The sequence below is a fragment of the Mucilaginibacter sp. P19 genome (genome assembly GCF_050632265.1).
Taxonomy (GTDB): Bacteria; Bacteroidota; Bacteroidia; order Sphingobacteriales; family Sphingobacteriaceae; genus Mucilaginibacter; species Mucilaginibacter gossypii.
Genome location: NZ_CP192586.1, coordinates 1,158,209 through 1,183,403 on the forward strand (window position 1 = coordinate 1,158,209; position 25,195 = coordinate 1,183,403).

Annotated in this window: 21 protein-coding genes and 2 pseudogenes; 9 read left to right on the forward strand and 14 right to left on the reverse strand. The window is 44.0% G+C overall.

Features of this window, described 5'->3' with window-relative positions:
- Positions 1-40: 40 nt before the first annotated feature.
- Positions 41-718, reverse strand: coding sequence for a (d)CMP kinase (gene cmk, locus ACQ86K_RS05605; protein WP_091172517.1), 678 nt, complete (start codon positions 716-718; stop codon positions 41-43).
- A 118-nt stretch (positions 719-836) separates the two neighbouring features.
- On the opposite strand from cmk, the gene arfB reads away from it, so the two are divergent.
- On the forward strand, positions 837-1,199 hold the full coding sequence (arfB, locus tag ACQ86K_RS05610; RefSeq protein WP_431200798.1) for an alternative ribosome rescue aminoacyl-tRNA hydrolase ArfB: 363 nt from the start codon (positions 837-839) through the stop codon (positions 1,197-1,199).
- Positions 1,200-1,354: 155 nt separating this feature from the next.
- Here the strand turns inward: arfB and ACQ86K_RS05615 are convergent.
- Positions 1,355-2,313 (reverse strand): annotated as a pseudogene (locus tag ACQ86K_RS05615) (lipid A deacylase LpxR family protein).
- Between the two features lie 192 nt (positions 2,314-2,505).
- Between ACQ86K_RS05615 and ACQ86K_RS05620 the strand changes: the two are divergent.
- Positions 2,506-2,937, forward strand: a complete 432-nt coding sequence (locus tag ACQ86K_RS05620; RefSeq protein ID WP_431199957.1) for a hypothetical protein — start codon at positions 2,506-2,508, stop codon at positions 2,935-2,937.
- 133 nt (positions 2,938-3,070) lie between these two features.
- Here the strand turns inward: ACQ86K_RS05620 and lon are convergent, their stop codons facing one another.
- Positions 3,071-5,545 (reverse strand): endopeptidase La, encoded by a 2,475-nt coding sequence (lon, locus tag ACQ86K_RS05625; protein ID WP_112654782.1) that lies wholly within the window; start codon positions 5,543-5,545, stop codon positions 3,071-3,073.
- Positions 5,546-5,913: 368 nt separating this feature from the next.
- Between lon and ACQ86K_RS05630 the strand changes: the two genes are divergently transcribed.
- Positions 5,914-6,564, forward strand: a complete 651-nt coding sequence (locus tag ACQ86K_RS05630; RefSeq protein WP_090531867.1) for a tetratricopeptide repeat protein — start codon at positions 5,914-5,916, stop codon at positions 6,562-6,564.
- 21 nt (positions 6,565-6,585) lie between these two features.
- Here ACQ86K_RS05630 and ACQ86K_RS05635 read toward each other — a convergent pair whose 3' ends face one another.
- Both ACQ86K_RS05635 and gpmI read right to left on the reverse strand, forming a co-directional pair.
- On the reverse strand, positions 6,586-7,110 hold the full coding sequence (locus ACQ86K_RS05635) for a hypothetical protein (protein WP_431199958.1): 525 nt from the start codon (positions 7,108-7,110) through the stop codon (positions 6,586-6,588).
- 28 nt (positions 7,111-7,138) lie between these two features.
- Positions 7,139-8,662: a 2,3-bisphosphoglycerate-independent phosphoglycerate mutase gene (gene gpmI, locus ACQ86K_RS05640; RefSeq protein ID WP_431199959.1), complete on the reverse strand. Its 1,524-nt coding sequence runs from the start codon at positions 8,660-8,662 to the stop codon at positions 7,139-7,141.
- Positions 8,663-8,858: 196 nt separating this feature from the next.
- On the opposite strand from gpmI, the gene ACQ86K_RS05645 reads away from it, so the two are divergent.
- The 6 genes from ACQ86K_RS05645 to ACQ86K_RS05670 all read left to right on the forward strand — a co-directional run bounded on the left by ACQ86K_RS05645 (position 8,859) and on the right by ACQ86K_RS05670 (position 13,700).
- The gene (locus ACQ86K_RS05645; protein ID WP_431199960.1) at positions 8,859-9,152 is read left to right on the forward strand and encodes a DUF4783 domain-containing protein; all 294 of its coding nucleotides are present in this window, start codon (positions 8,859-8,861) and stop codon (positions 9,150-9,152) included.
- Between the two features lie 269 nt (positions 9,153-9,421).
- Complete coding sequence (gene nadC / locus ACQ86K_RS05650) at positions 9,422-10,267, forward strand: carboxylating nicotinate-nucleotide diphosphorylase (protein ID WP_431199961.1); 846 nt, start codon at positions 9,422-9,424, stop codon at positions 10,265-10,267.
- A 104-nt stretch (positions 10,268-10,371) separates the two neighbouring features.
- Positions 10,372-11,025: a glycerol-3-phosphate 1-O-acyltransferase PlsY gene (plsY, locus tag ACQ86K_RS05655; protein ID WP_090531854.1), complete on the forward strand. Its 654-nt coding sequence runs from the start codon at positions 10,372-10,374 to the stop codon at positions 11,023-11,025.
- Between the two features lie 5 nt (positions 11,026-11,030).
- Positions 11,031-11,834, forward strand: a complete 804-nt coding sequence (locus ACQ86K_RS05660) for a M48 family metallopeptidase (RefSeq protein ID WP_091172486.1) — start codon at positions 11,031-11,033, stop codon at positions 11,832-11,834.
- Between the two features lie 47 nt (positions 11,835-11,881).
- A complete protein-coding gene (locus ACQ86K_RS05665) occupies positions 11,882-12,613 on the forward strand; it encodes a YqjF family protein (protein WP_091172482.1) in 732 nt (243 codons plus the stop codon).
- A 289-nt stretch (positions 12,614-12,902) separates the two neighbouring features.
- Positions 12,903-13,700, forward strand: a complete 798-nt coding sequence (locus tag ACQ86K_RS05670; RefSeq protein ID WP_091172478.1) for a DUF3050 domain-containing protein — start codon at positions 12,903-12,905, stop codon at positions 13,698-13,700.
- An 83-nt stretch (positions 13,701-13,783) separates the two neighbouring features.
- Here ACQ86K_RS05670 and ACQ86K_RS05675 read toward each other — a convergent pair whose 3' ends face one another.
- From ACQ86K_RS05675 to ACQ86K_RS05715, 9 genes and pseudogenes are all read right to left on the reverse strand, one after another.
- Positions 13,784-14,578, reverse strand: coding sequence for an FHA domain-containing protein (locus tag ACQ86K_RS05675; RefSeq protein ID WP_091172475.1), 795 nt, complete (start codon positions 14,576-14,578; stop codon positions 13,784-13,786).
- Between the two features lie 24 nt (positions 14,579-14,602).
- Positions 14,603-18,679 carry an FtsW/RodA/SpoVE family cell cycle protein gene (locus ACQ86K_RS05680; RefSeq protein WP_091172471.1) on the reverse strand — a complete coding sequence of 1,359 codons (4,077 nt, stop codon included), beginning with the start codon at positions 18,677-18,679 and terminating at the stop codon, positions 14,603-14,605.
- A 3-nt stretch (positions 18,680-18,682) separates the two neighbouring features.
- Positions 18,683-19,099, reverse strand: a complete 417-nt coding sequence (locus ACQ86K_RS05685; protein ID WP_431199962.1) for a hypothetical protein — start codon at positions 19,097-19,099, stop codon at positions 18,683-18,685.
- Complete coding sequence (locus ACQ86K_RS05690) at positions 19,063-20,115, reverse strand: protein phosphatase 2C domain-containing protein (protein ID WP_431199963.1); 1,053 nt, start codon at positions 20,113-20,115, stop codon at positions 19,063-19,065. The genes ACQ86K_RS05685 and ACQ86K_RS05690 overlap by 37 nt, the downstream gene beginning before the upstream one ends.
- A 90-nt stretch (positions 20,116-20,205) precedes the next feature.
- Positions 20,206-21,171: a hypothetical protein gene (locus ACQ86K_RS05695; RefSeq protein WP_091172464.1), complete on the reverse strand. Its 966-nt coding sequence runs from the start codon at positions 21,169-21,171 to the stop codon at positions 20,206-20,208.
- 50 nt (positions 21,172-21,221) lie between these two features.
- Entirely contained in the window at positions 21,222-21,797 is a 576-nt protein-coding gene (locus ACQ86K_RS05700) for a hypothetical protein (protein ID WP_431199964.1), read from the reverse strand.
- Entirely contained in the window at positions 21,728-22,615 is an 888-nt protein-coding gene (locus ACQ86K_RS05705; RefSeq protein WP_431199965.1) for a serine/threonine-protein kinase, read from the reverse strand. The genes ACQ86K_RS05700 and ACQ86K_RS05705 overlap by 70 nt, the downstream gene beginning before the upstream one ends.
- Positions 22,616-22,864: 249 nt before the next feature.
- Complete coding sequence (locus tag ACQ86K_RS05710) at positions 22,865-24,268, reverse strand: glycoside hydrolase family 20 protein (RefSeq protein WP_431199966.1); 1,404 nt, start codon at positions 24,266-24,268, stop codon at positions 22,865-22,867.
- Positions 24,207-25,162 (reverse strand): annotated as a pseudogene (locus ACQ86K_RS05715) (beta-N-acetylhexosaminidase). The gene ACQ86K_RS05710 and the pseudogene ACQ86K_RS05715 overlap by 62 nt, the downstream one beginning before the upstream one ends.
- Positions 25,163-25,195 lie beyond the last annotated feature (33 nt).

The window sequence follows — 25,195 nt, forward strand, 5'->3', positions numbered from 1 at the left end:
AAATATCAAGAAATCCTTAAATCCTAAAAATCATGGTTCATTACTCCGCAATAAACGGTTCAATATGGCTTATGGCAAACATCAATTGCTCATCCTGGCTTAGGTCGGTGTTGTCTAATATAATGGCATCTTCGGCGCGGGTAAGGGGGCTTTCCTCGCGCGTGGTATCCTGGTAGTCGCGGTGTGCCAGGTTATCAAAAACCTCTTCTAAAGTAATGTTAGGGTTGGTTGGTAATAACTCTTTATAACGGCGTTCGGCGCGAATCTTTGGATCGGCAGTCATGAACAGTTTCACCTGGGCATCAGGGAATACTACCGTACCGATATCGCGGCCATCCATAATAATATTTTTAGAGCGGCCTAAACGCTGCTGTTGCCTTACCATGGCTGCGCGCACTTCTTTTATAGCTGCTACCGAGCTAACTTTATCAGCAACGTGCATCTGGCGAATCTCTTCAGACACGTCCTCTTCATTTAAGGTAATAAAGGTTTTATGGTTTTGCGTATGAAAATTAAGATGGATATTATGCAACGCGTCCGCTATCTGGGCATGATCTTCAAGATCAATATTATGCCTTAAAAAGTATAAGGTTACGGCACGATACATAGCGCCGCTATCAACATAGATAAAATGAAGCTCTTTTGCTAAAGCTTTTGCCAGGGTGCTTTTCCCGCACGAAGAATAACCATCAATGGCTACTACGATATTGTTGTTCATAGAGCTGCTAAAATAGCAAATTATTAGCAAATGGCCCGATAGCGGTAACTCAATAAGGCTTATTTTTGAAGATGAATTTTAACAAAGCCGATCTCCAAAAGGAAACGAGCTACAAAACATCAAGAAGCGGGGAAAGGGCGGCCAAAACGTAAATAAGGTTTCGAGCAAGGTTGAACTGTTATTTTCAATAGGTTCGTCCGCTTTGTTTAACGATGAGGAAAAGCTGCTGCTAACCGAAAAACTGCAGAACAGGCTTAACAAAGATGGTTACGTGCAGGTAATATGTGATGAAGAGCGAAGCCAGTATCTCAATAAAGAAAAAGCAATTGAAAGGTTAACAACGCTGCTAACAAAAGCCCTTCAAAAGCCCAAAGTGCGTAAACCCACTAAAGTGAGTAAAGCCGCAAAAGCGGCAAGATTGGACAGCAAGAAAAGGCAATCGGTAAAGAAGGAGAATAGGAAAAATGATTTTGGTGAGTAGTTAAGCGAACTCTCTAAAGCTATGTCATTGCGCAGCGTGGCAATCGCATACTCTACAGAGTGGCAATGCTTCCGTGCGATTGCTTCGTTCCTCGCAATGACATGATGGTTCAGGTAGCGGTTCTTCTAATCACTAACCTCCAACCTCTAATCTCTTTACTTAAATCTGTAAAGCCCGGTAATTGAACCCCATTGGTGCGAGCGGAGCATTTCCTTAGTGTCTTTGGTATGGAATATTGCCGCTATATCAAAAGCGAAACGGCTGGTTGTAAAAGCTACACCTACCTGTTGGCTAAATATAAACGGTTTCTTTTCTGAAACAACTTCCAGGCTGTTTGGGTCGTCATGTTTGCGGAACAGGCTGCCCTGGATGGTTGCATCATAACCAACCAAATTGGCTAAGGGCTTGTAGTAAAAAAAGATCTCGTGCTTGTGCAGTAATTTTTCCTCACCGCCGGTTGATACCGTACTTTGGGTACTGATGGAATTGAATAGCTGGTTGAAATTTCCCAGGCGTACCATCCCCCGGCGCCAGCGCCGGTAAAGCCGTTACCCAGGTTGGCATATGAGCTAAAGCTCAGGTCAATCCATGAGGCACGGGCCAGCAGCTTATTATACTCGGCCGAAAGATTGAGCTCTAAATCATTTTTGACCTGGTATTGCCAGCCGTTAAGTTTGTAAAAACCGAAAGTATTGTGAATAAGTTTCTGCACAGGTTCGCCGCCCGCGGCCGGGCCTACCAAGCCTATCTGGGCGCCAAGCTTCAGGTTACTTTCGTTTTTGTAAAGCAAGTTAAGTGTGGAGCCTAAATAAGTATACGCTGCAAACGGCCTGTCAATATCAAATGGTCCGCGTACAAAGCCCGATTGGGGGTTGAACATTTTTTGCCCTAACTCAAATCCTAAAACTTTGTTTTGGAGTGAATTTTCGGACGGTTTTACGGTTAACGCCTTTCGGTAGTAAAAGAAAATACCATTGGTGTAATACCTGTCAGATCCCTGACCAAGGAACGAATCATTGTCAGTTTGAATACCAAATTCATGACCGCGGGTTTGTGCAAATAAACAGGTAGCGCTTAACAGGCATACCAGTGTTAAAAATAGTTTATTAGGCATTGGGGTTTATATAGTATAATAGTATATATGTGCGCTAATATATAAAAAACCCGATGCAAATAAAGCAGTTATAAATTTAGGGAATGTTACAGTTTAAAATTTGGTTGATGAGAAAGAAATGAATTAGGGTTTTACTAAAAATAAAACGAAATTTAAAAAGCAAAGCAAGCAACCCATAATCCCATATTTTATATGAACGTGCAGCAACAAACCGAAGAGTATATTACCAGCCAACCCGAACCCAAACGTGGTGATATGCAAATTTTACATAGACATATACTTCAAATATTACCGGGATGTAAATTATGGTTTGAGGACGGCAGAAACGCTGAAGGCCGGATTGTTAGCAACCCTAACGTGGGATATGGATCTTACACCATAAAATACGCTAACGGAACAACCAGGGAGTTTTTTCAGGTTGGTATGAGCGCCAACACTACGGGGATTTCTATCTATATCCTGGGTATTAAGGATAAAAAATATTTACCCCAAACATATGGAAAAGAGATAGGCAAGGCCAGCGTGACAGGGTATTGTATTAAGTTCAATAATTTAAAAGATATAAACATTGATATACTTGAAGTGGCAATAAGGGATGGGGTTGAGATTACAAATGAAAATTAAACTTCGAGCCGCGAACACTATTTTAAGTTGGGCATTATGTTTCGATACCTTGTCATGAAGAACTTCTAAAACAAAAAAGTTTTACAGCGCATAACTGTAAAACTTTTGTTTTATGCCAGAAAATAGTCCTGCTTTAGTTAATTGCTGCTTTCTCGTCTTCTTTAACGGTAAGATTTATTGGATTTTTAACCTTTTCATTAAGCAGGGCCAGCGTTATCACGTCCCTCATATCGGTAACGTAATGAAAGCTAAGGTCTTTGATGTAATCTTCCTTAATTTCCAGAATATCTTTTTGGTTCGATTTGCACAGGATGATCTCTTTTATGTTGGCACGTTTTGCAGCCAGGATCTTTTCTTTGATACCGCCCACAGGCAAAACCCGACCCCGGAGGGTGATCTCGCCCGTCATGGCCAAATTGGGCTTTACTTTACGCTGTGTAAATGCCGAAACCAGTGCTGTAAGCATGGTAACACCTGCCGACGGGCCATCTTTAGGGGTAGCGCCTGCCGGTACGTGTACATGCACATCCCACTGATCAAACAGTTTAGGGTTGATGTCAAAATCGGCAGCATGAGCGCGCAGGTAAGCGAGGGCTATAGTTACCGACTCTTTCATTACATCGCCAAGGCTGCCTGTAAGTGTTAAGCGGCCTTTTCCGGGGCTTAAACTGGCTTCAATGAACAGGATGTCGCCGCCTACAGAAGTCCAGGCCAGGCCTGTTACAACGCCTGCTACGTCATTGCCTTCATAAAGGTCTTTATCAAAAATAGGTGCGCCCAGTATCTTTTCGATATCTTTTTTACTTACAACACTGTTGTAAGGCTCTTCCATGGCTATGTTCTTAGCCACGCCGCGCACAACCGAACCTATCTTTTTCTCCAGTGAACGTACCCCCGATTCGCGGGTGTAATCAACTATCACCTTTTCGATAACATCTGCTTTAAGACTTACATCTTTTATTTTTAAGCCATGTGCTTCGCGCTGTTTAGGTACAAGGTGTTGCTTTGCTATCTCAATTTTTTCTTCAATGGTATAGCCGTTCACTTCAATGATCTCCATCCTGTCTAACAAGGCAGGTTGGATAGTGCTCAGTGAGTTGGCAGTAGCTATAAACATTACGTTTGAAAGGTCGTAGTCCATTTCAACATAGTGATCAGAGAAGGTGCCGTTTTGCTCGGGGTCAAGTACTTCAAGCAGGGCCGACGATGGATCGCCCCTGAAATCGTTGCCTACTTTATCTATCTCATCCAAAATAAATACCGGGTTTGAAGCGCCCGCCTTTTTTATCGACTGGATAATGCGGCCCGGCATAGCACCAATATATGTTTTACGGTGACCGCGGATCTCGGCTTCATCACGGATACCGCCTAATGCCATGCGTACATATTTACGGCCTAAAGCCTTGGCTATTGATTTACCCAGCGATGTTTTACCAACTCCCGGAGGGCCAACCAAACAAAGAATAGGCGCTTTCATGTCATGCTTCAACTTAAGCACAGCCAGGTATTCAATAATACGTTGTTTTACCTTATCCAAGCCAAAGTGATCTTTATCAAGGATTCTTTGCGCACGCTTAAGGTCAAAGTTATCTTTGGTAAACTCGTTCCATGGTAAATCAAGCAGCAGTTCAAGATAATTGATCTGAACCGAGTAATCGGCTGCTGCGGGATTGGTACGGCTCAGTTTTTCAAGCTCTTTGTTAAAATGATCTTTAACTTCCTTTGCCCATTTCTTTTTGATGCCACGCTGGCGCAGGCTCTCAATTTCCAGGTCGGGCGTATTGCCGCCCAGTTCTTCCTGTATAGTTTTTAGCTGCTGGTTAAGGAAATAATCCCTTTGCTGTTTGTCAAGGTCAACGCGTACTTTGGTCTGGATCTGGTTTTTTAATTCCAGCATTTGCAGGTCGAGCGTTAAATGCTCAAGCACAAGGTTGGCACGTTCGCGCAGGTTGGCAATTTCAAGCAGGTGTTGCTTAGCGGTCATATCAGCGTTCATATTTGATGATATGAAGTTGATCAGGAACGATGTGCTTTCGATATTGCGGATTGCGATCCCTGCTTCACTCGGGATATTTGGCGAAAGCTGGATAATATTCATGGCCATATCCTTAATGGATGATACCATGGCTTTAAACTCTTTATCTTCCTTGATTTTTATCTCATGAAAGGGCTCAACTGTGGCTTTTATATAGGGTTCGCTCTGTACTTCTTCTTTTAAATAAAAACGTTTTTTGCCCTGGATGATAACGGTGGTGTTTCCATCAGGCATTTGCAGCATTTTTATAATGAGTGCTATAGTGCCAACTTTGTTAAGCTGGTTAAAAGTAGGGTCTTCAATCCCCACATCCTGTTGCGAAACCACCCCAATCATGCGGCTGCCTTTATTAGCATCGCGAATTAGTTTTATTGATTTATCCCTGCCAACTGTAATTGGGATCACAACACCCGGGAAAAGTACAGTATTGCGCAAGGGTAAAATAGGCATTACATCGGGCAGTTCCTCATTATTCATCTCCTCCTCATCTTCCGATGACATTAGCGGGAAAAATTCTGAATCCTCGTTTATAACCGGTAAAGCATTTTTAAAATCAAACGGATCGAAATTCATTATTATATTTTAGTAGAATAAAACGTCATGTTGTCAGCCTGTAAGATAGTTTCCACTTCAATTACAGGTTAAATTGCGATTATCAATCGCACATAACTATGGTTCAAGAGCTGTGCCAAGTTACGATAATAAATAGCAACAATTAATCTGGTGATTTAACGTACTGGTTACATGTTTGTTACAAATTTGTAAAACGAATTGTAAATAAATAAGATTTTATTGGTAAAGATGAAAAAAAGTCATAGTATCGCTTTGCTTAAATTATTTGTACGTGTGAAAAATTTTATATAAAACCACAATATGGCATAATAATTTAGGATATTAATAGTTAATATTATACCATTTTTGTTTTACCAGTAATCCGTTTAATGAAGTTATCAGTTATCCTGCCCCTTCTGATCATGTCTTCGCTCGAGTCGGCTATAGCACAAAACGCTTATGTACGGCTCGGCCAGCAGGCGCTCATGGATGGCGATTTCCGTTCGGCGGTGTCACACCTGGAAAAGGCGTGCATAACTGATTCAACAAATGCAAACGCTATGTGGATGCTGGGCTACTCATACTACCACAGCGATAACTACAAAAAATCGATACTGGCATATACCAAGGTAATTGCCGTAAAGCCGGCAGATGCTACTGCTTATTATTACAGGGCAAGGGCAAAAAGCTACCTGGGGAGAGACAGCCAGGCTTCGGCGGCGGATAAGGAACTATACCTGTTAGGCGCTATTGTGGATCTTACAAAGGCCATCTCTATTAACAGCGATCTCAGGGATAACAAATACTACCAAAACAGGGGCATAGCTTACCGCGACTACGGTATGTTTAAATTGCAGGCGACATCTCGTTTTTATGACAAAGCAAGGGGAATAAACTCGTTAAAGGCTTCAGTTGCCGATCTGGAAAAAGTACTGGCAGATAATCCGGGCCGCATGGACATTTCCGCACTGATCGATCAGTCAAAAGAGAAACTCATCCAGGCTACTACAGGGGTTAATACTTTAGTGAAGCAGCACTAAAATCCGGTTAAACTTTCTCTTTTACCTTTTAGGCAGGGTTCCCTGCACCTTGTAATCGTTCCGGCCCATCAATTTCACATGTTGCGTTTTTTGGATCAGGTAAAGTGAATCGGGAAAATAACTCAATTTTTCGTTGGTTTCGTACAGTAGGTTTTTGGTGTGGTTATAGATCAGGATCCACGCCACTTTATCGCCGGCTTTTTTGATGATGATGCGACGGGTTTTAAGCTCGGGGGTACGGGCCTTATAAATAATAGCGCTATCGCTTGTACTAACTGCATAACTGTTTTTCCAGGCCGGGCGGTTAATGTCCGACTGGATAAACAAATTAAGCTCCTGGTTCCAGTTGCCAATGTGTACTATTTTGGTTTCGGTAACGCCATTGTGGGTAACCGTTTTGTTTACTGCGGGGTTTAGCCTGGTAAGCCGTGCCGAATCGGCCCTGAAAAATTCTTTCAGGTCAAAGTAAACCAGTTTGGCACCGCTTTGCCTGTTATCGGGCCGGCAGGAATACAAATTTGCTATTAACAATAAAAAGCCGCCCATCAGGGCGGCTTTGCTTATGTTTTTTGGATTACACCAATACATTACCAGTCATTTCGGGAGGGATGGCAACACCTAATATGCTTAATATGGTTGGCGCCACATCGCCCAGTTTTCCGTCTTTTACCTCTTTTACATCTTTGTCAATCACGATACATGGTACCAGGTTGGTAGTATGTGCCGTATTGGGCGATCCGTCTTCGTTGATCATGTAATCGGCATTGCCATGGTCGGCCAGGATAATAAACGAATAGCCGTTGGCCAAACCTGCTTCAACAACAGCTTTGGTGCAGCTGTCGGCAGTTTCGGCTGCTTTAACTACGGCGCTAAAAACACCGGTATGGCCCACCATATCGGTGTTGGCAAAGTTAAGGCAAACAAAATCAGGCCAGCCGGTTTCCAGTTCAGGGATAATGGCATCACGGATGCCCGCAGCGCTCATTTCTGGCTGAAGATCATAAGTAGCCACTTTTGGTGATGGTACTAATAAACGTTTTTCGTTATCAAATTCTTTTTCGCGGCCACCCGAAAAGAAGAAGGTTACGTGAGGATATTTTTCGGTTTCGGCAATCCTGATCTGTGATTTACCTGCGTTTTGCAGGATCTCGCCCAATGTTTTGGTCAGATCTTCCTTGTTGAAAACAACCTGAACATTCTTAAACGTTTCATCATATGGTGTCATGGTGATGTAACGGATATCCAGCGGGTGTAAATTATATTCAGGGAATGATTTTTGAGTTAGAGCAATACTGATCTCTCGGCCCCTGTCGGTACGGAAGTTAAAGCAGATCACCACATCGCCATCTTTAATCACGGCTAAAGGTTTTCCTGCGTCATCAACAGCAACTATTGGTTTTACAAACTCATCGGTAACATCCTCAAGGTATGAATGCTTGATTAAATCGGTAACGTTTTGAGTTGGTGCACCTACACCGTTTACCAACAGGTCATAAGCCAGTTTAACGCGCTCCCAGCGGTTATCACGATCCATAGCATAGTAACGGCCGATGGCAGAGGCTATTTTAGCGCCGGTACCTGCAATATGCTCTTCAAGTTCGGTAACAAAGCCCAAGCCCGATTTAGGGTCGGTATCGCGGCCATCTAAAAAAGCATGGATGTATACATTGTTAACATTCAGTTTTTTAGCGGCATCGCAAAGGCCTTTCACATGGCGAATGTGCGAATGTACACCACCGTCAGATACTAAACCGATAAAGTGTACATCTTTATTATTTTGTTTCGCGTATTCAAACGCATCTTTCAATACGGGGATAGTTGGCAGCTCATTGTCATCAACTGCCTTATGAATGCGGCCAAGTTCCTGGTAAACCACGCGGCCTGCACCAAGGTTCATGTGACCAACTTCCGAATTGCCCATTTGCCCGGCAGGTAAGCCTACTGCTGTTCCTGAAGCTTCAAGCTTTGAATTTGGATATTGCTTAAGCAGGCCATCAACAAAAGGAGTATTGGCAGCCAGTATAGCGTTTGATTGATCGTTGCGGCCATAACCCCAGCCATCAAGTATTATTAGTGCGAGTTTCTTTTTGTTTTCCACAATGCAAATATAAAGGCAACTGGGTACTTTATATATAATTTTTTAATTTAGGTTAGCAGCCTGAAATAAAACTTAAATTATACTGTTAGTGTTTATTATACAGTTTTAATGAACACCGCTTTTTAGTTTATTAAAAAACGAGTAAACACTTAACCGCTCTTTGTAACTTTAGCACCCATTAGTACGTTATTATTGTATGAAATTAATATACCTGCCGTCGTTTATTTTTTTACTGCTGCTCCCATATGTCTCATCGGCAGATGCTATAGATAACGTGGCCAATCTTTTAAAAACAGGTAATACCAAAGAGCTTTCCAAGCTATTTGCCAATAATGTTGAGATCACCATTATGGAAGACGAGAATGTTTACTCGCAAAACCAGGCTACAGTTATACTGGATAAGTTCTTCGCCCGGAATAAGCCTAAAAGTATTAAGCTGTTACATAAAATAAATTCGGGGGTAATTATCATTTTGGTGTTTATATTTTGAATACAGATAAGGGCGAATTTCGGGTTGCCATCACCCTTAAAGACGCGGGTAAAGGTACTAACGTTGTTGAGCTGAAGATTGAGGATGAAAAGGTGAAATGACGTAGTTTATGGATCATAGTTAATGGTTCATAGCACCTGTTTGGAGCTGAACCGTTTTCATAGTCAGAGATTTGCCATGAACCATGAACAATGAACCATTATCTTTACCGTAATCAAACCCCTCCATTTAAAAATTGTTGTTACTTTTGACACTCAAAAAGTACACAATTGGATAAAGAACTCATACATCAGTTTATAAATAATGCTTTAAGTGAGGATGTGGGCGATGGCGATCATACCTCGCTTTCAACTATCCCGGCCGACGCTACCGGCAAAGCAAAACTTTTAGTTAAGGACGAAGGAATACTGGCCGGTGTAGAGCTGGCCGCCGAAATATTTCATGTGGTTGATCCAAACCTTAAACTTAACGTGTTTTTGCAGGACGGAGCCCCGGTTAAATATAAAGACATAGCTTTTGAGGTTGAGGGCAATTCGCGCAGTATTTTGACCGCCGAGCGTTTGGTACTAAATTGTATGCAGCGTATGTCGGGAATTGCTACAAAAACCCGGCAGATAGTTGATTTGCTGAAAGGGACTAATACTAAAGTTTTAGATACCCGTAAAACCACACCCGGGCTTCGTTATCTCGAAAAATGGGCGGTGCGCATAGGCGGAGGCGTAAACCACAGGTTTGGTTTGTACGATATGATCCTGATTAAGGATAACCATGTGGACTATGCCGGCGGAATAAGGCAAGCTATTGAAAGTGCTAATCAATATTTAACCGACAATGGGAAAAAACTTGCCATTGAAATTGAGGTACGTAACCTTGATGAACTGGAGCAGGTTTTACAAACCGGCCGGGTGAACCGCATACTGCTTGATAATTTCAATTTTGATGACCTGCGGCAGGCTGTTGGTATAATACAAGGGCGTTATATTACCGAAGCTTCGGGCGGTATCACCATTGATAACATACGTGAATATGCCGATTGTGGGGTCGATTATATTTCTGTCGGGGCGCTTACTCATTCGGTTAAAAGCCTTGACCTTAGCCTGAAAGCCGTAAAATAGGGGTAATTAAAACATCAAATAACACATTGTTAAACAAAGTTTAGTGGTAAAAGCGCTGTGATTAAAACGCTTTTACCGCTTCAATTTTGTAATATTGCAGGAGAATGATAACCGTTTACTCTGTTACAGCACTTATAATGGCTTATCTGTGCGGCTCAATACCTACGGCTGTTTGGATTGGTATGGCTTTTTACAATGTGGATGTACGCGAGTACGGAAGCGGTAATGCAGGTGCTACAAATACTTTTCGTGTGCTTGGTAAAAAGGCGGGCATCCCCGTGATGCTGCTTGATATATTTAAAGGCTGGGCAGCAACAAACTTCGCTTATTTCATTGGTGCATCTGCTACAGGTGCCATCAATTCAACAGCATACACTAATTATGAACTGGCCTTAGGCATAGCGGCAGTTATGGGCCACCTGTTCCCTATTTTTGCAGGTTTCAGGGGCGGCAAGGGCGTAGCAACTTTGTTTGGAATGATTTTGGCTATACATTTTCATGCTGCTTTATTATGTATAGTGGTTTTTATAACGGTGTTACTGATCTCAAAATATGTGTCGCTTAGCTCAATTGCAGCTGCCTTTACTTACCCTATAGGCGTTACATTTGTTTTTCCGACACCTATACGGTCTATAGTAATTTATGGCATGTGTATTTGCGTACTTGTGCTGGTAACCCACCAAAAAAACATTGAACGTTTAATAAGAGGCAAAGAATCGAAAGTTAATTTTTTTAAGAAGAAAACAACAGCTGCCTAATCACCATGAAAAAGTTTAAACCTTTATTAGTCCTGATAGCCATCATGGCTGTCTTTTCCTGTTCAACTGTGCCGCTAACCGGCCGTAAACAATTAAGCCTGGTTGGCGATGCCGAAGTGAACCAGTCGGCAGCGGCAAGCTATAAGCAACTGCTTTCCGACCCTAAAACTAAAGTGGTGGCCAGCGGTGCCGATGCGCAACGTGTTAAAACCATTGGTAACAGACTGGCTGTAGCCATTGAAAAATACCTCAAAGAAAACGGTTATGGCGATCAGTATAGCTTTAATTGGGAGTTTAACCTGATCCAGAGTAGCGAGGTTAACGCCTGGTGTATGCCTGGTGGTAAAGTTGCGGTTTACAGCGGGTTATTACCTGTAGCCAATACCGATGCCTATCTTGCTGTAGTTATGGGCCATGAAATTGGGCATGCCATTGCCCGCCACTCGGCCGAACGGATCTCGCAGGAGATGTTGGTACAAGGGGGCGGACAACTGGTAGGAGCGGCGACAAGCCAGCAGTCGCAGGCTACACAAACTGCCATAAGTACTTTATATGGTGTTGGAAGCCAGCTGAAATTGTTGGCGTATTCCCGTAAACAGGAATCAGAAGCCGACCGTTTAGGTTTAACTTTTATGGCTATGGCCGGTTATGATCCGCACAATGCCATTGCCTTTTGGCAACGTATGGCAGCCCAAAACAAAGGTGGGGCACCGCCTGAATTTTTAAGCACTCACCCTGCCGATGCTACGCGTATTGCCGATATCCAGAACCTCATACCCGAGGCTATGAAATATTATAAAAAATATTAATCATTTTAGTATATCCCGCTCGTAAAAAAGGCGGGATTTTTCTTTTTATGGCTAAAAGCGAATTTTTAAAAGCCCAGTGGAAAAACCTTGTAATGCTCAATTACGAGGTTGATGCGGCAATATTAAAACCTTATAAGCCGGCAGGCACGGTGCTTGACCTGTGGGAAGGAAAAGCGCTGGTAAGTATGGTTGGTTTCATGTTTTCGGATACCCGGGTACTGGGTATTAAATGGCCCTGGCATGTAAACTTTGAAGAAGTTAACCTGCGATTTTACGTGCGATACTTTAATGGTACCGAATGGAAGCGCGGCGCTGTTTTTATAAGCGAAATAGTACCGAAAAGCATGATAGTGCTTATTGCCAACAATCTTTACAAAGAGCATTACCGTGCCCTGCTTATGCGTAGTTCTATCACTTCAGCTGCAGATAATCACACCCAATTTTTATATGAGTGGAAGCTAAACGGCCGCTGGAATAAACTTGGTGCCACCGCGAGTAATGAGTTAGTAAATATTAAAGCCGGTAGCGCAGAAGAATTCATTTTGGAACATTACTGGGGATATAATAGCTTAAGCCCCATAAAAACCATGGAGTACCAGGTTGAGCATGTTTCATGGCAAACGGGTTTGGTGCGCGAGTATGTTTTTGATGCTGATGTTGCCGCACTCTATGGTGAAGCAGTTAGGCCGTTTTTGGAAAAAGAGCCGGTTTCTGCTTTTTATGCGGTCGGGTCGGATATCGTGGTGCGAATGGGGGAGAAGATAGTGGTGGGGAAGTAAAGAGTTATGTGAAAAGGAGTGATGCTTCGAGTCTTTATGGTAAACTTATGGAAGTGAATTATTAAGCATAATGATCTGCCCCTCTGGGGCAGCCTTTCAATTTCTTAAATTTAAGTTAATGATATCGCTTGTAGCAGTAATCTGATCCGTTCCGAGTTAGCAGTGCTTTAAATCCTTATTAAAGCAACTATAATTAAAGAATCCCCCATCACCCCGTCGTCAAAAAAATAATCAGTTCATTAATAATCACGTTGTTTGCTATTTTTGCCACCCATACAATTTTTGATACATGGCAAATTACAACAACCGCATTGCACAGTTAAAAATCGAGATCCATCCTTTACGCGATCAGCTTATCAGTCACGAGCTTTATAAAAATATTACATCGCTTGATGAGCTTACCGTTTTTATGGAGCATCATGTGTTTGCTGTTTGGGATTTTATGTCGTTGTTAAAAGCTTTGCAGCAAAAGCTTACCTGTACGGTAACGCCATGGATGCCAACCGGGAACGCCAATACCCGTTACCTCATCAATGAAATTGTTGCCGGCGAGGAAAGCGATATCGATGAGCAGGGAAACCGTGCAAGCCATTTCGAACTTTATCTGCGTGCCATGCAGCAGGCCGGCAGCCAAGCTGAAGGGATCAACAATCTGTTTAATGAATTAAACTTCGGTAAGCATATTGATGAAGCGCTGATCATTGCCAATATTCCTGTTGCCGCCCGCAATTTTGTGCAGCACACATTTGACGTTATCGATACCAATAAAGATCATCTGCAAGCTGCAGTATTCACTTTTGGCCGCGAAGATTTGATTCCGGATATGTTTGTAAGCATAGTAAAAGAGCTGAGCCAACAATTGCCGGGTAAGGTTGATATATTGTTATACTATCTTGAGCGCCATATAGAAGTTGACGGCGACCATCATTCCCAACTGGCCTATCAAATGACTGCCGAACTTTGCGGCGATGATGACAGCAAATGGGCCGACGCGACTGTTGCTGTTAAAGAAGCATTACAGGCGCGCATTGCACTTTGGGATGGGATTTTGGAAGCGATTAAAGTACAGGAAATAAGTTCCCTTTAACCATATGCCGGTAGGAAGGTCATTTTGACAGAGCATGGTTAGGGATTTTCTTTCGCTTCCTAACGCTCGTCCTTTTCTTAGCTCTATCGGTTTGCTATCGTAGTATATAAAAATACCGCCGATTCTCCCAATATTACCTGGTCGCCTTCACTTAGGGGATGGCCAATTTGAGTGGAATTGAGTTTGATCATCTTACCATCAGCCGCAATATGGATCTTGGTTTTATTGCGCGGAGGTACGCCGCCTTCATCAGCAAAGATCATGAAGCGCTCGCTTTCGCCGTCCCATTCAATATGGGCATGCTGCCTGCTGATGTATTTATTACTTTCGTCCCTGCTCTCTCCCGGAAAAACAAATTGATTTAGCCTGAACGATCCATTTTCGGTAACAGACTTTTTATCCCTCCCAATGTAAAGTTTGGGGTCTGTTGCTTTAATCAGGTATTCTTCTTTTTCGGCCTCACCACTCAGGATGCGTAAATAGGCTGTAAAGGAAGCTGCATTGTGTGCAACCTGCTTGCGGGTATTCATGATAAAGGCTGCATCCAGGTCGGGAATCCTTTTCGCTTCCGCCGGGAGCTCATCGGTGAACTCAACATCCAGCGTCCAGTCAGAAGGTAAATTGATGTCAAAATCGTCGGCTATTTTTTGAACCTCGTTTTTGAACAGCGCTTTATCATGTACATAAACCGCACCCTCATAAATAGGCTTGTCCTCAGCATCGGCAACTATAAAAAGCTTCAGCTCTTTAATATGGCCGCCTTCTCCACCTTCTATCTTTTGTAACGATTCTTTAATGAAACGTAATATAGCTTCACGTAAGCTTTTTACATCCCAGGGTTGTTTTTCGCCGCTTCTTTTAAATAAACTAAATGCCATTTGCTCTTCCTTTCTGCTTAAACACTATTCTTCGGTAGTGGTTTCCGTTTCCATGCTTTTTATATAACCTTTTTTCAGCAGGAAAGGGATCACATGATTGCCGGCCAGGTGTACCGCGTCTGATGATCCGCGGGTTGATTCTATCCGGATACAAACCACCATATAGCCACTGCCTTTTTCTTTTGGTGCAAAGAAAACATACCAGCCATCGTTAACGCTCTGGTTCCTTACAATACGTTCCGGCGTACCGGTTTTGCCCGCTACCTTGATGCCTAATATAGGCGTTTTAGGCGCACTTTGCTCAATCATATATTGTTTTAACAAAGCAGCATAACGCGGATCTTCGGCCAGCTTGATACCGCTTTTTACAGCCACTGTTGAATCGGCAATTTTTAGCGCGTACCTGTTGGGCAGTAACATACCGTCATTAGCCACACCTGATACCAGCCTCGCTACCGCCGCAGGGGTAGCAATCAGCTCGCCCTGCCCCCAGGCCATACCCGAAATACCTTTAGCCCTTGTTTTATGGATATTGTTAGGATCGTACCGTGGTTTGGTATTAAATTCGGTTTTACGCCATAAGGTGCGCCATTTATCTTCCTGGGTGGCATTCAATACCGGTTTATTATAATAGTAACCGCCTACGCCATGCAAAAACATCCCTGTTTTAAGGTAAAGCGTTGCCATGTACTCTTCCAGGTGTTCCTGGTTGGCCAGTTTAATAAAATATACGTTGTTTGATTTGGCAATGGCGCGCTCCATGGTGATCATCCCGGTTTCGTCGGGCTCGATGCCCTTGGTACGGATCCGCTCCTGGGTGCTTACATGATATTGTATTGCAGATGCAGCGATGCCTAATTTATTAAATGCTGACATCGCCGTTAAAACTTTAGCCGTTGAACCGGGCTGACTGGCATAGGTAAAACCCAGATCGGTAGTGGTTAACCAGGTAGCCAGTTTATTCTGATCGGCCAGTGGCATAGTCAGCTGGTCCCAGTTATGCACAGGAGGCAGCGGGTATTGTGCCGATGTAAGCACATCGCCGGTGTTGGATTCCATGATAACTACCGAAACCCTGTTATCATACAGTGAAGTATCGGAAGCGATAGATTGCTGAATACTGGTTTGCAGATCGGCATCCATCGTAAGCTTTACATCGCGGTTTTTGTTTTTGAAAGCTTCTACCTCCGGGCCGTTGATATCACTTACAAGGAGATTGGCTAAAGCGCTGTAGTCTTTTTTAGCTACGGTCATTTCTTTCATTCCGCGGGGCAGGAACCGGTCTTCCTGGTAACGTGATGCCTTCACATTATAATTGGTGATAGGCATATGAAACCCGCGAAGTTCGGCGGCATGCTCATACTCGGCAAAATAACCGTTGGTGCTGCCATTAAATACCCCGGTGTTTTGATCGCCCGTCCAAAAAAACGTTTGCTCTTCAAAAGGATAAAACCTATCCAGGCGCTTATGCATAGCCGAATCCAGGTCATAATGCAGCATGCCCGAAGCGCTTAATTTGTTCTTTTGTTTTTCGATAAGTTCGGGTTTGCTGGTAGCCAGGATAAGGCCGTTACGGTCATATATAGTACCGGCCTGCAACCTGTTCATCAATATAGCGATACGCGGGTTATAACTAAACATCCGCAGACCGCTTTTATCGGCAACCAAAGCAGGCTTTACAACCCATTGCTTATTATCTGTTGTATAGCGCGATACATTCACCACCAATAATACCACCCCGGCAAGCGCGGCTGCCAATGCAGGTACCAGGTTTTTATCCTGCTGTTTGGTGATATAGTCCATTTGCACTGCTGTGCCCCTTACTGATGAGACCGACAGCAGGAAGCCCGCAGCCAGCAGATTTATTACCAATGATGAGCCGCCATAACTTTCAAAAGGAAGGGAAACGCCGGATAATGGCAATGCCCCGATAGAGCCGCCCGCAATCAGCAAAAACTGCACAAAGGTACATACCCCGATACCTGCACTTAGGTAAAACAGCAGGGGCATCCCGGTTTGCCTGCCTATGATGATGGAGCGGTGCAGGTACAACAAAAACAAGATGAACACCGCGGCCATGCCGGCCCAGCCAAACTCTTCGCCGATTGATGGCAATATCATATCGGTATGTGCTTCGGGGATAGTTTTGGCAAAGCCCTGCCCAACACCTTGTCCGCTTACCCCTCCACTGGCCATGGCCCAAAGTCCGTTAGCTACCTGGTCGCCGCCGTAAACTTCATTATTCCAGGCGTCCTGCCAAATAGCCTTACGCTCAACCAGTCGTTCCACCGGACCGGGGATAATTTTATCGAGCCCCGGAATTTTATCGATGGTTAAAAAAGCAGTGATCACCACGAGCGCCATAATGGCCGATTCACTCAATCTCCTCCGCCTGAAAAATACTACGCTCCCAAGCGAAAAAAATGTGATGCCTGCGCTAAGCCATATATTATCAAAAAACCAGGTAGTGAGCACAAATAGCACCACAAAGCCCGCCATATACAGGAAATCGCCCCGTGAAAAAGAGAACAGGATAATGAATGTAAAACAGATCACCATGGCCGGGCCCAGATCGCCTAAAACCAAAAACAGCAGCAGGGTTATTATTGTGGCGATAAGTGCAAAAGAAAAGAACGACCAACGCTTGCTCCAGCTGGCGTATTGACTGATGAATTTTTCGTTGGTGGCAAAAAATCCGGCAAGAAAAATAACAATGAGGTATTTTACAATTTCGCTTGGCTGAAAACCCAGCAGGTTAACTTTTACACCGCTACCCTCGGGGCCGGTACCAAACAAGATGGTGGAAAACAGGATGCCCATGGCAACAATAGCCCAGGGCCAGCCGTTGGCAGCGCTCCTGCTCCATTTAAAAACAAGCAACCGGTAAAAGCCCGAGTCGGGGTTAAGACGGCGAAGGTTAAATAGCTGAATGATGCAGATCCCGGCCATGCCGATGCCCAAATAAACAAGCGTATCTTTAGCCAGGAACCTATCGCGCAGCGGGTCTTGCAGGCTTAAAAGCGTAAGGAACGAGATACCGGTAAGCATCATGATCAGGGGTAAAATGATCTGATCGGCATCGGGGTACCGGGCGCTTAGTAACAGGTGTACAATGATAAAACCGGCAAAAAAACTGCCAGCTATGATCCAGTACCACATATTAAACTCCTCCTGGTAGCGCACGATAAAGGCACCCTCTTTTTTCAGGATGTTAAAGTCGCGGGTAGAGAGCAGCTTGATGCTATGGGGTGCCTGGCTAAATTTAAAACTTACATCTTTGTCCAGCTCGTCAACGCCCTGCGAGCGGCCAAACTCAAAGCCGGGCTGCATGGGCAATACCGAAAATGCTTTACCGGTTGGCAATTTGGCAAATACAAAGCGCCCTTGCTCATCGGTACGGGCAAAAGCTGTTAGTGACTGCAGTACCTTCTTTTTCTGATCGTTAAGTACATACAGTTTTTTGTATGATGAGGCATTTTCTGAAAAAGATGTTTTTGCTCCCGTTTCTTCATCACTGAAGATACTGTCGCGGGGCAAAATCATGGTGAGCTTTACCAGTACACCGGGCACTGGTTCGCCTTTGTGAGCTATTATACCTTTAATGCTGTATTCGCCAAGGTTGAGATCGGTTTGAGCGCCCAAAGCAGGAGGATTTTTCAATTCCTGCTCAAAGCGGATGGAATCATCGCCGGTATAGCCTAAAAGTGTGCGGGAGGTAAGTACGCGTTTCTTGAAAGTTTCACCGCCCTTTTCAAAGGCCTCGTCGGCATTTACGTAGTATTTGCGTTTGTTAAGCTCGCCGGTATTATCTACCAGGTCGCCGGTTGTTTTACGCGATGCTATTACCGATTCAATGTAATCAACATCCCTGGGATCATCGAAATAATAACCCTTTTTAAGCAACGCCTTTACGTTTTGAGCGGTATTGGGCGAGTTAAGGTTTACGATGGTACCGTCCTTCAGGCGCTTATCAACATCAGTGAACTTAAGTTGCAATACGCCGAAAAGCTTCACAAATAAAACGGCCAGCAATATGCCTGTAAGCAACAGGAACAGCCGTTCCATTCTCCTGCCGGGTACCTTGGGATTTTCCTGGGCCATTTATTAGTGGGTAGCTTTAGTTGGAACAGAATCAGTTTTGAACATGCTGCCAAACAACCTGCCCGAGATGTATTTTTTATTAGGGAACATGTACAATGCCTGGACCGGCGTTAAGCAGTTATTAAACTGCACATTTTTTAGCACCAGGGCATCGTTGTGTGTAATAATGGCCGTGCGGAAGCCGTCAAAAGCAACGCTATCCAATACTACATATTTACAATTAGCAGCCAGCGCGATAGCCGGGCCCGAATAGGTAGAATCTTTTTTAAATACGACGGCACCCTTTGTTTTAATATACAGGCTATCCTTATTGATATGCAGCGTATCGCTCAGCACAATAGGCTGCTGAAAATCAGCTGCCGAAAGTAACAGCGTATGGCCTTTTAATTTGTTAATAGTATCCTGAAGCTTGAGCTCCACCGAATTTTTAATATGCTGGGCAACCAACGTATCTGTTTTTTTAGGAATAGCAGCCTGATCGGCATTCTTTTTAAACTGCCAGATAAACCCACCCAAAAAATAAAGCAAAGCAGGGTAAGTACAGCCACTGTGCCGCCATTGCCTTTGGTTTTCACCACAGGATCAGGCTCTTCCGGCCTTTTTACCGGGGCGGGCGCAATTGCTTCCGGCTGTTCGGCAGCTTTTACAGCAGCCACCACCGGTTTCGTGGCGCTGTGTTGCTTGCGCTCCTTATCGTTATGTACCAGCACCACGGTGACATTATCTTTACCCCCACGGTTATTGGCTGCATCAATCAGTTTTTTACCTTTTTCGGGCAGGTTATCGCTGCTGGTAAGGATATTGGTGATCTTGCTTTTATCAACCAGGTCGGTTAAGCCGTCGCTGCAAATGAGCAGGATATCGCCCGGCAAAAAGGGCGAGTTACCAGTCTCTACAAAGTCGGGATCCTGGCCTATCTGCCCGGCAAAGCCAAGGGCTTTATTAATTTCATTGCGCTTGGGATGGTCCATGGCCGCTTCCTCGGTCAGCCGGCCCGAATCTTCCAGGAAGCCCACAAAAGAGTGATCTTTCGAGATCTTGATCAGCGAATAATCGCGCAGCAGGTACAGGCGGGTGTCCCCAACGTGGGCGTAATAAAATTTATTGTTGATCACATCAACCACGGCCAAGGTAAGCACACAGGCCATGTTTTCAAGATCTTTGTTCTGTACTTTTTCGTCGTAGATCCGCTGGTTGGCAATAGTAAACGTATTTACCAATAGCGGTACAATATCGCCGGCTATATATTGCAATTGCTCCAGGATGGTGGCGCGGGCAATTTCGGCAGCTATTTCGCCCCCGGCATAACCGCCAACCCCATCAACCACACAGGCAATGATAAAATTGCCATCACCAGATTTTTCGGCAATAAAAACGTCTTCGTTGTTTTGCCTTTGCCTACCGGTATCTGTTATCCCGAAAAAATTATTTGCCATGGTTTTAACTGGATTTTTTTATGTCGATAAAATGAGCTACCAATAACAGCACACATATTGCCAGCAGCCCTATTGATAATACCTGTGACATTATGGTTCGGGTTTGAATATGTTAATACCTACTATGCCATTGAGCAGGATCCTGGAGTTGAACGGCAGCTCAACCCATTGCGGCGAGTTCACGTCGCTCCCGGCCACTTCCAGCTCATTGATCAGGGTGCGCTCGCCAAAAGAAGCCATGTAAAACTTACCATCGGCTTTATTTAGCCTGATGCGCAGGTGCGGGGTGTTCACCCATTCAGACGGTACCTTAAACACGGCCTGCTCGTCCCTTTCCTCATCACTGCCCGATACAACAATATCATCATCCTTGATCAGGTACTCCACCTTGCGGCCAACAAACTGTTTATCTGGCATAATGGTTTCCAGCCGGGCCAGTACTTTTGTACCGGGTTTTGCTACGTCCTTTTCGTTATAATGCAGATCATTGGCATAAGGCAATTCATAATAACCTTCGCTGTAATAAGTAAAGCCCTTTAAAACCTCGTTGCTAATATCCAGCGTTTGGGCAACACCCGTTTGGCGTGGAATGAAGGTAACCCGCAGGTTCTCCTCTTTTTTAGCGCTTGTGCCGGGCAGCAGTTTACCTATAAAACCCTTATCGCCGCGTTTATAGTCCGGGTGCGATACCAGCCTGAATACCCATTTTGAGCTTGAAGGCTCCACCTTTTTGCCTACTTCCTGGTGTTCGCGCAGCAATTCATAAAACTTCTTTACCGATTCATTAACGATAATGCCGAACAAGCCAGAGCGGTTATTTACAAAATCCTGGTAATCTTCCTCGTTAAAGCTGATGATAAATTCATGGTAAAAAACTATCCTGTCGGCAAAAGAAAGCTGCTTGATCGATTCCTTGAATTTTTCGATGATGTATAAATACACGTCATCGGGCGTTAGCGCTTTTATTTTTACAGCCTCTTCGTTTACTGGTTTGCCGTTTGGTAAAAACCAGTCCTGAAGGCCTATCCGTTTCCAAAATGTTGATTTAGGTTCCATTCTGTATATGCTAAATCATTAAAAGTTTAAGTTAGAGGTATCCGCTTTTTTCACACTATCGCGATAAAACTGCGTATCTTCCTTTTGTTGTTTTGCCCGTTGTATGTTACGCAATATCGAATCGGCGGTTGAATCAACTTCAGGTGGAATATTGCTCTCATCTTTGTAATCACTGGTCTTAAGCTGCTGTACGGAGTCTTTTTTTGGGGTAGGATAATTTTATTACTTGCGGCCGAGTCGGTTGCTTTTTTTGAAGGCTTAAACAGCCTGCTAACCACCCCATTATAAATACGCCCGCCAAACTTATCCATCACCACTGCCGAAAACACTGTGAAACCGCAAAGCAATATCATGAACAAAACAAAAATTGGCTTTGACATGCGTACGACTTTGTTATCAGCAGGTGCATCGCTGATTACCTGTGCCGGTTGCTTGTTCTCGTTTTCCTGGTAATATAAAACGAGGCCTTGCAGGCGTTCATTTTCCTTTAATAAAACTTCGGTGTTCCACGATTCATCAGGATTAGTTTTACTAATGGCTCCTATGCTACCCTGCATCAAAGCTTCCTGCAATTCAATGCCGTTGGCATACCGGTTATTGATGTCTTTTTGCAGGCATTTAGCCACAATCTGTAATAACCAGGCCGGAACCTGCATCTGCATTTCTTTTTCTCGTCAGACCAGCTTTCGGGCAGGTTTTTGCGGCGCAGCTCCATTACATCAGGCATCTCCGACTCCATGTGGGCCAGCATCACGGCGTTGCGTGCTGTTTCGCCATTATCTTTTAGCGGGAAAGGCACCTGCCCGCCAATCAATTCATACAGGATGATGCCGTAGCTGTACACATCTGTTTGGAAATACATCAGGCCTTCATTTTGCTCGGGTGCCATAAATTCAATGGCGCCCGCATGACGGATACTGGTACGGCGCTGATCATCAGACATGGCCGAAAGACCAAAGTCAAGCAGCACGTAGTTTCCGGTATGTACGTTGAACTTTACATTATTGCTTTTGATGTCGCCGTGCTTTACCGAAACTTTGTGACAGTGCGATAACGCGTTTGCCAGCTGATCGGCCAGTTTGATGATCTCTTTAATGCTGAAGATAGCCTCATGGGGTGGTTTCAGCAGGTCCTCCAGATCGGGGCCATCAATATATTCCATTTCGATAAACGGGAACGAACCACTTTCGGTAATGCCCGAATTAAGGATCTTAACCACATTTGGGTTAGGCTCTTCGTTTACCTTTTTTAGTTTTTCGACCTCGTTTTGGAAATTGCGAAAATTTTTATCGTCGGTGCTTTCGGTGTGAATAGGAGTGGGCAGGAGCTTTACCGCTGTGATAATAGGCCCATAGCGGCGACCTTTATAAACAGAGCCCTGACCGCCCGTTCGTAAAGCCCCCATGTTTTCCAAACCTTCGGTAATAGTAAATACTTTGCTCATTGAGTTATACTTGGGGAATGAGTATTCGTGACAAATATTAAAAACTTTTTACTCAACATAACGCAGGCATTAGTGTTTGGTATAAAAATATAAAAAAATAACCGCTGATTTGGGTGATTTCGTTGATTGCGCTGATTAACAATTCTGTCTGAACCCGAATTTATTGAATTAAAAGAATGGACAGAATGCTCAGCAAATTCAATAAATTCCCTTAATTCAATAAATTCGAGTTCAGACGACCATAGTTCATTAATTCACAATTATCTCATCCACCATTAACCATGCCTTTGCCCCGGCAATATACTCACCCGGCGGAATCATCCCTTTGTTGGTTGCTTTTACCCTGATATATCTTGCCTGCTGTGTTTTGATGTTTGCCCTTACAGCGTTGATGCCGTTATCCGGGAAATCAGTCTGGCGGTAAACTTCGGTATAATTGCTTCCATCTGTTGATACCTCAAAGGTAAGCAGCGTTGGCTCCCACATTTTTTGCCAATGGTATTTTAATATGTTAATGCCAAGCTTTGATACGTTTTGCACGTTTCCAAGGTCAACTACTGCTTCAAGGTCATCTCCGCTAAAGCCATACCATTGCCCGTCATTATAAAGCTTGCTGCCGAAGATGCCGTTCACTAAACCAAAGGTATTGCCCGGATTAAACCCTCCCTGCGGCTGGTTTTTAAGCGTTACCGTTTTGCCAATGGCTTTATGAATGCTAAATGATTTTTCATAGGTTCGGCCCTGCTGCCTGCCATTATTAAAAACAGCTGCTTTAATAATGCTTGATGATGCTATTGTAATTGCACCTGTGTAACCTTGGCTGTTTAAGCCCGGCTCAGTACCATCTGTTGTATAAAATATTTTAGCGCCGGGTAAAGTTGTTTGGATATTTAACGCTACCTGATGATTAGCTGTTTCGATTACAGAATCGGTGATCTCATCAAATACATCAGCCGCGTTTATGTTTAGCTTTTTAAGTAAAGGCTGCTGGTACCTCAGTCGTTTCAAAAAGTCAGGATAGCTTTTATTTTTCTTCGAACTCCAGGCAACTTCGGCCAAAGCCAGCATTCGCGGGAACAATTGCCGCTCGGCCTGTGCGGGGCTGGCCATGTATTCGCTCCAAGCATTGGCTTGTACGCCTTTGATATATTTTGCTTCCTCGCCGCTTAATTCATTAGTTATTGGTTCGTAATTATAGACCTTGCTTAATGGCGTGTAACCGCCGCCGGCTAGTGGCTCGGCCGGGTAAAGGGACTGGTAGTAATCCAGGTATACATATTTTTCGGGCGTCATGATGGCATCGTGATGCTGTTTGGCAGCGGCTATGCCGCCCTCTTCGCCAGTCCAGCTCATTACGGTTGCACCAGGGGTAAGCCCACCTTCCAGGATCTCGTCCCAGCCTATGATCTGCCGGCCTTTACTGTTCAGGTATTTTTCCATGCGGCCGATGAAATAACTTTGCAGTTCCTTCTCATCTTTCAGGTGTTCGTCCTTAATGCGCTGCTGGCATTTGGGGCAGACCTTCCATTTGGTTTTAGGGCACTCATCACCGCCGATGTGAATATATTTTGAAGGGAACAACGGCAGTACCTCATCCATCACATTTTGTAAAAAGGTAAACGTTTCTGTCATTGCCGGCGCAATACACATCATCAAAAATACCCCAATAGGTAGCGGTTTTATACGGGCCGCCGGTACAACCCAATTGCGGGTAAGCAGCCAGCGCCGCCATTGCATGGCCCGGCATTTCAATTTCCGGGATTACCGTGATATGCCTTTGAGTGGCATACTTTACAATTTCCTTAACCTCATCCTGGGTATAATAACCGCCATAGCGTTTACCATCAAACCTGTGCGGACTATCCTTTTTGTGGCCAATGATGGTTTCATCGCGGTAAGCCGAAATGCTTTGCAGTAAAGGATATTTTTTATTTCGATGCGCCAGCCCTGGTCATCAGTTAAGTGCCAGTGGAAGGTGTTGATTTTGTATAATGCCAACAAGTCTATCCATTTTTTGATAGCTTCGGGCTTGAAAAAATGACGGCTTACGTCTAAATGCATCCCGCGGTATGCAAAACGGGGATAATCCATAATGACGCAGCTTCGCGCAGTTACTTTTCCATTGGATACTTTTAGTAACTGGATAAGTGATTGCAATCCATAAAACACACCTGCTTCATCATGACCGGTAATTTTTATACGTTTAGCTGTAACCGATAGCTTATATCCCTCTGGTTGGGTAACATATTTATCATCTATATTTAACTGAACAGGAGCATTCGACCTATGATTTGTTCGGAGGCCGAAACCTGAAACAGATTTAAAATAGGTATTGAAAAATGTAAGGTTATCCCGGCCGATGTTAGGTGTGGTACCTATTGCTGTTGATTGATTAAAAGTAAAAACCTGGTTTGCATTTGTCTTTACCATTATAACGGGCTTAGGGATTATGCCTTCTTCCTTTACCTGAGCGTTGGTTACCGCTGCAAAAAGCACGCATAACGGAATACAACTGAGAAATTTGCGGAATGTAAACAGGTTGATCATCAATGTAAATGTAAAACCGAATATACTTTTTTT